This window comes from Streptomyces sp. NPDC085900, from assembly GCF_044540925.1.
Lineage (GTDB): Bacteria > Actinomycetota > Actinomycetes > Streptomycetales > Streptomycetaceae > Streptomyces > Streptomyces gilvifuscus.
Genome location: NZ_JBITSP010000011.1, coordinates 328888 through 336807, shown reverse-complemented (window position 1 = coordinate 336807; position 7920 = coordinate 328888). Strand labels below are relative to the sequence as shown.

Sequence of the window (7920 nt, the reverse complement as noted above, 5' to 3'; positions counted from 1 at the left end):
GGCGCATCTTCCGCCGGGCCCGCTGCAGCCCCAACCGCATGACGGTCATCGCCGCAGCCGTCCTCACCCTGGAGAGGCAACGCTGAAAACGCTCAGTGGTCCGGCCTGCCGCCCCGAGGCGGCGGGCGGCGGTTCGTGAGTGACGGCTCCGGCCACGGTCTCCATCCCCCTTCGCTGCTTCTCTCGCGCGGCCCCTGTGGCCCCGCGATTCCCAAACGCGTGAAGAAACCGGCAACCGGCCTCCTTATGCACGGCCGGCAGAAACCGGCCGTAGCCGCCCGACAAAGCGGAACCGGTCATGAACTCGGTCCGAGCGGGACGCGCTGGAATCACGGTGCAGCGATGCGGGAAATCGTGTGGATCTTGGTCGATAACTGTGGACAACTCAGCGGTTGTGAATATCGCCATCCCCCATACCCGTGAGTCCCGTACCGACTCCCGCGCGATTTCCGCAGAGGAGCCCTGCGGCTACACAGGGTGACGGATCATGGACATGCAAAAGAGGCGGTCGCAACCGCCTCGACGCGGCGGTACAACCACCTCAATAAAGGAAAAACCCACCCGGACATGCGACGACCCCCGCCGGGGGGGAGAGCGGGGGTCGTCTCCACGGCCGACTCGGGGGGGGAGGAGCCGGACCGGGTTAGCACGGTCGCGAACGATCCGTGACTTCCATGGTGTACCCGAGAGCCCTCTCAGGCAAACCCACGCGCCCACCTTACGCCGAATGGGCTCCCCCTATGCTCAGGGTTGTGGAAAACCAGTCGTTGCCCCGCACAGCGGCCTTCTTTGACCTGGACAAGACGGTCATTGCGAAGTCGAGCACGCTCACGTTCGGCAAGTCCTTCTACCAAGGCGGCCTGATCAACCGCCGCGCCGCCCTGCGCACCGCATATGCCCAGTTCGTCTTCCTCCTGGGCGGCGCCGACCACGACCAGATGGAGCGCATGCGGGAGTACCTCTCCGCCATGTGCCGCGGCTGGAACGTCCAGCAGGTCAAGGAGATCGTCGCCGAGACCCTGCACGACCTGATCGACCCGATCATCTACGACGAGGCCGCCTCCCTCATCGAGGAGCACCACACCGCCGGCCGCGACGTCGTCATCGTGTCGACCTCGGGCGCCGAAGTCGTCGAGCCCATCGGCGAGTTGCTCGGCGCGGACCGCGTGGTCGCGACCCGCATGGTCGTGGGGGACGACGGTTGCTACACGGGCGAGGTGGAGTACTACGCGTACGGCCCCACCAAGGCGGAGGCGGTCAGGGAACTGGCCGTGTCCGACGGGTACGACCTGGAGCGCTGCTACGCCTACAGCGACTCCGCGACCGACCTGCCGATGCTGCAGTCGGTCGGCCACCCGCACGCCGTGAACCCGGACCGCGCGCTGCGCCGCGAGGCCCTCGCGCGCGGGTGGCCGATTCTCGACTTCCACCGCCCGGTGCGGCTGAAGCAGCGGATCCCCACGTTCTCCGTGCCGCCCCGTCCGGCCCTCGTCGCGGCCGCCGCGATAGGTGCGGCGGCCGCGACCGCCGGCCTCGTCTGGTACGCGAGCAGACGCCGAACGGCCGCCATGTGACCCATTTGGCCCTGTTTGAGGGTAAAAGTAAAGAAGCGTAGGCAGGGGTTTCGCTTCCTCCGGTCCTGGAGTACAAAGGGGTTAACGGCCCGCGAGACCAAGGACATCCGAGAGGATCACCTTAATAACGCATTTGGCCCCACGGACCGAGCATGAACACCGAGCACCCACGCGACGTCGACCCGTCGATTACGGGCCAGCCGCACCAGGGACGGGCAAAGTTCCCGACCTGATGGGCAACATATCGAGGACGCTTGGTAACCCGGTGGACATGCCAGCGGCGGTACGAATTACTCGTACCGCCGCAACCCTTTTCCGGATGTTCCGGCGCCTTTTCTACGCCGCCCCGCGCTGCAGCGCCTCGCACACGGCCGTCGACTCCCGGGCGCCCAGTCCGACCGCCTTGCCGCAGTGCGCGATCCAGGCGGCCATGCCGTCCGGGGTGCCGGAGACGTACCCGTCGAGTGCCGCCAGGTAGGCCGCACGGCCCAGTTCGGCGTGGCCGACCTCGGCGGGGCAGACGGACTTCGGGTCCAGACCGCTGCCCACCAGGACGATGCGCTCGGCCGTGCGCGCGACGAGGCCGTTGTGCGAGGCGAAGGGGCGCAGCGCGAGGAGTTCGCCATGGACGACGGCGGCCGTCACCAGGGCGGGGGCGGAACTGCCCGCGATGACGAGTTCGGCGAGGCCCTCCAGTCGGCCGTGCACCTCGTCCGCGCCCGGCAGCGGCAACTCGATCAGCGGCTCGTCGACGGGCTCGCCCGCCTGCCGCGGGCGTCCCACCTGGTCGCCGTCGGTCGCCGCGGCCACCATGTGCAGCCGGGCCAGCACCCGCAGGGGTGACTGCCGCCAGATGGACAGCAGCTGCCCCGCCTCGGCGGTGAGCCTGAGCGCCGCGCCCATCACGCGCGCGTCGTCGTCACCGCTGAAGTCGGTCCGCCGGCGCACCTCCTCCAGCGCCCAGTCGGCGCCGGACAGCGCCGCCGAGCCGCGGGCGCCGCGCAGGGCCGCCTCGGAGGTGATCTCGTTGCTGCGGCGCCGCATGACCCGGTGCCCGTAGACCCGGTCCACGGCTTTGCGCACGGACTCCACTGACTCGGCCACGCCGGGCAGCGAGCCCAGGGCGGCGAGCGGATCGGCGGTAGCGCCTGTCGTACTCATGAGTACGACACTAGCCATTCCGGGGGCGAACCCCACGAACGAGTGGTCTTCTTCACGCACGCATGCCACTTACAGCTATCAGCCGACTACTCTTCGTGAACATGAAAATTGCTTTCGTCGGGAAGGGCGGCAGCGGCAAGACGACGCTGTCCTCCCTGTTCATCCGCCACCTCGCGGCCGCCGGCGCGCCGGTCCTCGCGGTCGACGCCGACATCAACCAGCACCTGGGCGCCGCGCTCGGCCTCGACGAGGCGGAGGCCGCCGCACTGCCCTCGATGGGCGACCGGCTGCCGCTGATCAAGGAGTATCTGCGCGGCTCCAACCCGCGTATCGCCTCCGCCGAGACGATGATCAAGACCACCCCGCCCGGCGAGGGCTCACGGCTGCTGCGGGTCTGCGAGGACAACCCGGTCTACGACGCCTGCGCCCGGCCGGTGGAACTCGACGGCGGCGCCGTCCGTTTGATGGTCACCGGCCCCTTCACCGACGCCGACCTGGGGGTCGCCTGCTACCACTCCAAGACGGGAGCGGTGGAGCTGTGCCTGAACCACCTCGTGGACGGGCGCGGCGAGTACGTCGTGGTGGACATGACGGCGGGCTCGGACTCCTTCGCCTCCGGCATGTTCACCCGTTTCGACATCACGTTCCTCGTCGCCGAACCGACCCGGAAGGGAATCTCCGTCTATCGCCAGTACAAGGAGTACGCCCGGGACTACGGCGTCGTCCTGAAAGTCGTCGGCAACAAGGTGCAGGGCCAGGACGACCTCGACTTCCTGCGTGCCGAGGTGGGGGACGACCTGCTGGGGACCTTCGGACACTCCGACTGGGTGCGCGCCATGGAGAAGGGCCGCCCGCCCCGGTTCGAGCTCCTGGAGGACGTCAACCGCCGCGCCCTGCGCGTCCTGCGGGTCGCCGCGGACGCGACGTACGAGCTGCGCGACGGGGAGCGCTACACGCGCCAGATGGTGCACTTCCATCTGAAGAACGCCGACGCGTGGGGCAACGCCCGCACGGGGGCCGACCTGGCGGCGCAGGTCGACCCCGCCTTCGTGCTGGGCGAGGGCGTCGTCGCCCCCGCCTGACGGGGGCTACCGCTTGGCGGCCGGCGCCCCCGGCACGCCCTTCGGTGCCGGGGCGGGGTGGCCCGCCAGGAAGGACTCCCAGCCCTGCTTCGGGGCCTCGCCGACGTTCAGGGTGCGCAGCTTGGCCAGGACCTGGGGGTCCTGCGCGTCCAGCCAGTCGGCCAGTTGGTGGAAGGACACACAGCGCACCTCGGGCTTGTTGCACACCTGCTCGACGACCTCGTCGACGGCCCGCATGTAGGTGCCGCCGTTCCAGGACTCGAAGTGGTTGCCGATGACCAGGGGCGCGCGATTGCCGTCGTAGGCCCGGCGGAAGCCGGAGAGCAGGCCGTCGCGCATCTGGTCGCCCCAGTAGTCGAACTTGGCGGGGTCGCCCTGGGTCCGGGTGCCGGACTGGTTGACCATGAAGTTGTAGTCCATGGTGAGCTGCTCGTAGCGGTGCCCGGGGAACGGCACGAGCTGCATGGACAGGTCCCACAGGCCGTAGCGCTTCTTCGGCCAGATCTGCTCGTTCACCCCGCTGGTGTCGTAGCGGAAGCCGAGCTCGCTCGCGGCCTTCATGAAGTTCTGCTGGCCCTCGAGGCAGGGTGTGCGCGCCCCGATGAGTTCCTTGTCGTAGTCGAAGGGCAGCGAAGCCGCCTTCTTCATCCCCGAGTTGGTCTTCCAGGACTTCACGAACTGCTTCGCCTGGGCGATCTCGTCCTTCCACTCGTCGACCGACCACTCGCCGACGCCGCCGTTCTTGCCGCAGAAGTGGCCGTTGAAGTGGGTGCCGATCTCGTTGCCCTCCAGCCACGCCAGGCGCAGCTGCTTCACGGTGTCGGCGATGCCCTTCTCGTCGTTGAAGCCGATGTCGGAGCGGCCCGGCGAGTGCTGCGGCGGCCGGTAGAGGTCCCGCTTGTCCTCCGGCAGCATGTACACGCCGCTGAGGAAGTACGTCATCGTCGCGTGGTTGGCCTTGGACACCTTGCGGAAGTGGGAGAACAGTTTCTGGCTGTCCTCGCCCGCGCCGTCCCAGGAGAAGACGACGAACTGCGGCGGCTTCTGGCCCGGCTTGAGACGCTCGGGCCTGGGCAGGTGCGGCTGGGCGCCGGTGTAAGAGGTGGAGCCGTCGCCGATCAGGCGGAGGGCGTGCTTGGGGGCCTGGCCCGGCTTGGCCTTCAGCGGGCCGGCGGCACCTGTCTTGGAACCGTTGGAGCCGATCGCGCAACCGGCGAGTGAAGCGGCGCACGCCGCGGCGATCACGGCGCCCGCGGCGATCCTCTGGGTGGCGGCCATGTTCCGCCCACCTTCTTCCTTCTCTCAGGCCAACGCCGATAAGGGCGTTCTCTGGTGATGTGCCGGGCAGGCCCGACAGCGCCGCCAAGGTCGCACGGGCCCGAGAAGGAATTAGTACGACAAGCCGATGAAATAACCGCTTCACCCATTCAAGTGATTGAATGCTCCATTTGCCAGAAAAGTCTATGCCCGACCTTTACTCTGAATTACGATTCGTTTACCGAGCGTTGAATCATCCCGCCGCTGTACGCCGTGACCCACGGCCGCGACCCGAGCCCCGCCATCGACGGGGACCACCTGATCCGCGACCGCTGCCCCGGAGGAGACGGGAAACATGTCAGCCTGCGCACCCACCCGCGCCACCGACCCCACTCGGCCCGAGCGCACCAACCAGTCCCACAGCCCACCGACGCCCCCGCACCGCCGCTTCCACATCGACGGTGCCGATGTGTCCGCGTCCGTCGCGGTCTTTCTGATCGCTCTCCCCCTGTCCCTCGGCATCGCCCTCGCCACCGGCGCGCCGCTCCAGGCCGGCCTGGTCGCCGCCGCGGTCGGCGGACTCGTCGCCGGCCGGCTGGGCGGCTCCCCACTCCAGGTCAGCGGCCCCGCCGCCGGACTCACGGTGGTCACCGCCGACCTCATCCACCGCTACGGCTGGCGGACGACCTGTGCCATCACGGTCCTGGCGGGTCTCGCCCAACTGGGCCTCGGCTGCCTGCGCGTGGCCCGCGGCGCCCTCGCCGTCAGCCCGGCCATCGTGCACGGCATGCTCGCCGGCATCGGCGTCACCATCGCCGTCGCCCAGCTGCACATCGTCCTCGGCGGCACCCCGCAGAGCTCCGTCCTCGCCAACGTCCGCGCGCTGCCCGCCCAGCTGGCGAACGTGCACCCGGCCGCGGTGACGGTCAGCGTGCTCACCCTCGCCCTGCTGCTGCTCTGGCCCCGGATCCCCGGCCGGGCGGGACGGCATCTGCGCCGCGTCCCGGCCGCGCTGATCGCCGTCACCGGCGCCACCACGGCCGCCTCCCTCACCGACCTGCGCCTGCCCAGGGTCGATCTGCCGTCCTGGAGCAGCCATGCGCTGGCCGGACTCCCCCAGGGCCCGGCGCTCGGCCTGGCGACCGCCGTCCTCACCACCACCCTCGTCTGCAGCGTGCAGTCACTGCTCGGCGCCGTCGCCGTCGACAAACTCGCCGCCGCCCGGCCGGGACCCACGCCCCGGACCGGACGCTCCGACCTCGACCGCGAGCTGCTGGGGCAGGGTGCCGCCAACATCGTCTCCGGCGCGCTCGGCGGACTGCCGGTCGCCGGAGTGGCTGTGCGGAGTACGGCGAACGTGAACGCGGGCGCCGTGAGCCGGAACTCCACGATGCTGCACGGCGTTCTCGTAATGATCGCCGCGCTGCTGCTGGTCCCGCTCCTGCAGCTCATCCCGCTGGCCTCGCTCGCCGCCCTGGTGATGGCCGTCGGCATCCAGATGGTGTCCCTGCACCACATCCGCACGGTGACCCGCCACCGAGAGGTGCTGGTGTACGCCGTCACCACACTCGGCGTGGTGGTCTTCGGCGTCCTCCAGGGCGTGCTGCTCGGCATCGCCGTGGCCGTCGCCGTCTCCATGCAGCGCCTCGCCCATACCCGCATCACCCACGACGAGCAGGAGGGAGTCCACCACGTACGCGTGCGGGGCCAGTTGACGTTCCTCGCGGTGCCCCGGCTCAGCCGGGCCCTGCACCTCGTACCCCGAGGCGCCCACGCCGTCGTGGAGTTGGACGGGTCCTTCATGGACCACGCGGCGTACGAGTCCTTGCAGGACTGGCGGAACACCCACACGGGCCAGGGCGGCACGGTGGAACTGACCGGCCGCCGGGCAGGGCTGAGCACCGGCGGCCCCGACGCCGGGGCCGACCGCGCCGCCGAGCCAGGGACCACGCCGGGCGTCGGCGATGCGACCGCCTCCGTCGGCTGCCGCTGCCACCCCTGGACTCCCTGGCGCAACCACCAGTGCGAGCACCCCCGGCCCGCCCCGGCCGGCACTCACCCGGCCCCGGCGGCCGGCCGCAGCCGGCACCAACTGGCGCGCGGCATCAGCGCGTTCCAGCACAACACCGCACCCCTGGTGCGCGGCGAGCTGGCGAGGCTCGCCCGGGAGGGACAGCGCCCCTCCCAGCTCTTCCTCACCTGCGCGGACTCCCGGCTGGTCACGTCGATGATCACCTCCAGCGGTCCGGGTGACCTGTTCGTGGTGCGCAACGTCGGCAACCTCGTGCCGCCGCCGGGCGAGGAGAGCGGCGACGACTCGGTGGCGGCGGCCATCGAGTACGCGGTGGACGTACTGAAGGTGCGGTCCGTCACCGTATGCGGGCACTCCGGGTGCGGGGCGATGCAGGCGCTGCTCGACGCCGAGCCCGGGCGTGCGCGGACGCCGCTGGAGCGATGGCTGCGCAACGGACTGCCGAGCCTGGAGCGCATGGCCGACGCCGACCGGCCCTGGGCCCGGCTGGCGGGCCGGGCGCCCGCCGACGCGGTGGAGCAACTGTGCCTGACCAACGTGGTCCAGCAACTGGAGCACCTGAGCGCACACGAGTCGGTGGCGCGAGCCCTGCGGGAGGGGACGCTGGAGCTGCACGGGATGTACTTCCACGTGGGCGAGGCACAGGCCTATCTGCTGACGGGGGCGCGGGAGGAGCAGGTGTTCGGCCATGTGGGGGTGGCCGATGTGACCTCGTGACCGCCGCGACGGCGACGACCGGGCCGGTGTGAAGGGCGTTACACCGCTGAACCCCGCCCGGTCGGCCTCCGTGGGTACGAATGACCCCAGGCCACGG

5 protein-coding genes and 1 pseudogene are annotated in these 7920 nt (G+C 70.2%); 4 read left to right on the top strand and 2 right to left on the bottom strand.

The window, feature by feature from the left end:
* Window positions 1–86, top strand: a pseudogene (locus tag ACIGDI_RS33370) (IS5/IS1182 family transposase); the annotation flags it as partial.
* A gap of 654 nt (window positions 87–740) precedes the next feature.
* Complete coding sequence (locus tag ACIGDI_RS33365; RefSeq protein ID WP_200701418.1) at window positions 741–1574, top strand: HAD family phosphatase; 834 nt, start codon at window positions 741–743, stop codon at window positions 1572–1574.
* 336 nt (window positions 1575–1910) lie between these two features.
* Here the strand turns inward: ACIGDI_RS33365 and ACIGDI_RS33360 are convergent, their stop codons facing one another.
* Window positions 1911–2735: an oxidoreductase gene (locus tag ACIGDI_RS33360; protein WP_399904540.1), complete on the bottom strand. Its 825-nt coding sequence runs from the start codon at window positions 2733–2735 to the stop codon at window positions 1911–1913.
* A gap of 101 nt (window positions 2736–2836) precedes the next feature.
* On the opposite strand from ACIGDI_RS33360, the gene ACIGDI_RS33355 reads away from it, so the two are divergent.
* Window positions 2837–3817 (top strand): ATP-binding protein, encoded by a 981-nt coding sequence (locus ACIGDI_RS33355; RefSeq protein ID WP_399904537.1) that lies wholly within the window; start codon window positions 2837–2839, stop codon window positions 3815–3817.
* A 6-nt stretch (window positions 3818–3823) separates the two neighbouring features.
* Here the strand turns inward: ACIGDI_RS33355 and ACIGDI_RS33350 are convergent, their stop codons facing one another.
* Entirely contained in the window at window positions 3824–5095 is a 1272-nt protein-coding gene (locus tag ACIGDI_RS33350; protein WP_399904534.1) for a hypothetical protein, read from the bottom strand.
* Between the two features lie 334 nt (window positions 5096–5429).
* Between ACIGDI_RS33350 and ACIGDI_RS33345 the strand changes: the two genes are divergently transcribed.
* Entirely contained in the window at window positions 5430–7823 is a 2394-nt protein-coding gene (locus tag ACIGDI_RS33345; protein WP_399904532.1) for a bifunctional SulP family inorganic anion transporter/carbonic anhydrase, read from the top strand.
* Window positions 7824–7920: the final 97 nt, after the last annotated feature.